2 protein-coding genes are annotated in these 1,274 nt (G+C 65.9%); both read left to right on the top strand.

The window, feature by feature from the left end; translation table 11 throughout:
* A partial coding sequence (locus D8M29_RS13690) for a hypothetical protein (protein WP_202975962.1) occupies positions 1–253 on the top strand: 253 nt, incomplete at its 5' end.
* Positions 254–445: 192 nt separating this feature from the next.
* Complete coding sequence (locus D8M29_RS12420; protein WP_127446032.1) at positions 446–1,006, top strand: hypothetical protein; 561 nt, start codon at positions 446–448, stop codon at positions 1,004–1,006.
* Positions 1,007–1,274 lie beyond the last annotated feature (268 nt).

Raw genomic sequence — 1,274 nt, forward strand, 5'->3', positions numbered from 1 at the left:
CAGAAACCGCGGGTTACCCCCGGTCCTGCCCGCGAACACGCTCTACACCGCGCTGCTGGACATCGGCATCGCGCGCAAAGGTAAGGAGTCCCCTGCAGCAGTCGAGGAAGCAGCCGAACTCGCCTCCTGGCTGCCGGTGACTCTCCGCAACAAGGCAGCCACACTCCTTGTGCACGGCAAACGAATGGCTCAGGAGGGGGTCGGCTACCGCTATCTCAGCAGGACAGCCGACTGGCACACCGATATCACCTGACCCCCGCACCCGCCCGAGCCCCGCATACCGCACCTCTCACGTCCCGCCCCTGCCCGCACGACGTGGGCAGTTGCCATCATGCAGCCCCCGGACAGCGCGCCTTGACTGAACACAGCCCATGCGCCGACCAGTGAGTCCCCAGCGGATGCATCGAGAACGTGGTGTAAGCAGCGCGTTGGCTACTGTGGCCTGGTGGATGCCGCGAAGATCGGTTTGCTGGGGGCAGTCGCTGCTGCTCTGATCGCAGCGCTGGCTGCGACGATCGGCCCTCTGACTGTTCAGCGAAGGAAAGAACGCGCTGACAGCAGGCAGAGGCTGGAGGACGCTGTCGCACGGAGAATTGACGTCGTCAACAACGCCGGGGTTTGCTGCCGTGCGTGGCTCACCTTCCTCGTCCGCGTCCTGGAGGACGCCCAGGCAGGCAGAGTGCTTCCTGTCGACGACTTCGACGAGAAGAGCGAGCCGCTCAGGTCTGCTGCCGAGAGCGCCCTCGCACAAGCGGTACACGTAGGCTATGAGCTGCTCGACAGCGAACTGGCCCACGCCATGCGCTCCGTGGAGTCCGCAGTGCGCAGCGCTTTACTGAACCCCGCCGACGCACCACTGGACCAACTGCGGGACCGGGCAAACGCCTACTTCGAACCCAGAGAGGTGATCAGGACCCACATGCTTCGCGAAGTCACCAGGCTCGAAAAGCCGACCGATCCTCTCGCAGGCACGGTCTTCGACTCTCGCAGGCTGCCTGCCCGGTAGGCGCAAAGCGGTTGTAGGGCACTACTCGACGCGAGCCCTCGTACAGCCAGACCTGAGCTGTCCAACAGGTTGGGTGGCTGAAGGCCATCTCGACGCGGCGGGCCGACGGCCGCGGCAACGTCTGGCCGGAGACGTGGCGTGCGCTGTGGTTGAGCACCCATCCAGCCCCGCCTCACGGCCAGCAATTTCAGTCGAAGAGGCTCTCCTGTACGGCCGGCGCGTTGCGGGGGCGGGGGAGTGGGCGCCGCATCGCTTCCACTGGCGCGGG

Origin of the sequence: Micrococcus sp. HSID17227, assembly GCF_003989405.1 — a bacterium.
In the GTDB taxonomy this organism is placed as follows: Bacteria; Actinomycetota; Actinomycetes; order Actinomycetales; family Micrococcaceae; genus Micrococcus; species Micrococcus luteus.